A 247-nucleotide genomic window follows, 5' to 3' on the forward strand; every position below is an offset into this window, starting at 1 on the left:
GCGCTAAACACGGTATGTTGGCAAACATAAAATGGCTATGGCTATTTGGTGCAATGATTTCATCACAGGTATATGCACTGAGTAGTGAAAGAATTGCAGCAAGCCATGTGCTCAAAAGTCCGCTGTCAAGTTGGGTGAAGATCTTACCGCTTAATGGTGAGCATGTGATTCAGGCAACGCCAGAGTACCGATGGTCGTACAATAACCAATTCAATAATGTTTATTTGGATGCCAAGGGGCGCATAAA

1 protein-coding gene is annotated in these 247 nt (G+C 43.3%); it reads left to right on the plus strand.

Annotation, left to right across the window (positions count from 1 at the left end; translation table 11 throughout):
* Window positions 1-247 (plus strand): hypothetical protein (locus C2M32_RS06505; protein ID WP_158678148.1); only part of this gene is annotated, 247 nt, incomplete at both ends.

Origin of the sequence: Pseudoalteromonas sp. T1lg23B (assembly GCF_002964665.1) — a bacterium.
Classification (GTDB): domain Bacteria; phylum Pseudomonadota; class Gammaproteobacteria; order Enterobacterales; family Alteromonadaceae; genus Pseudoalteromonas.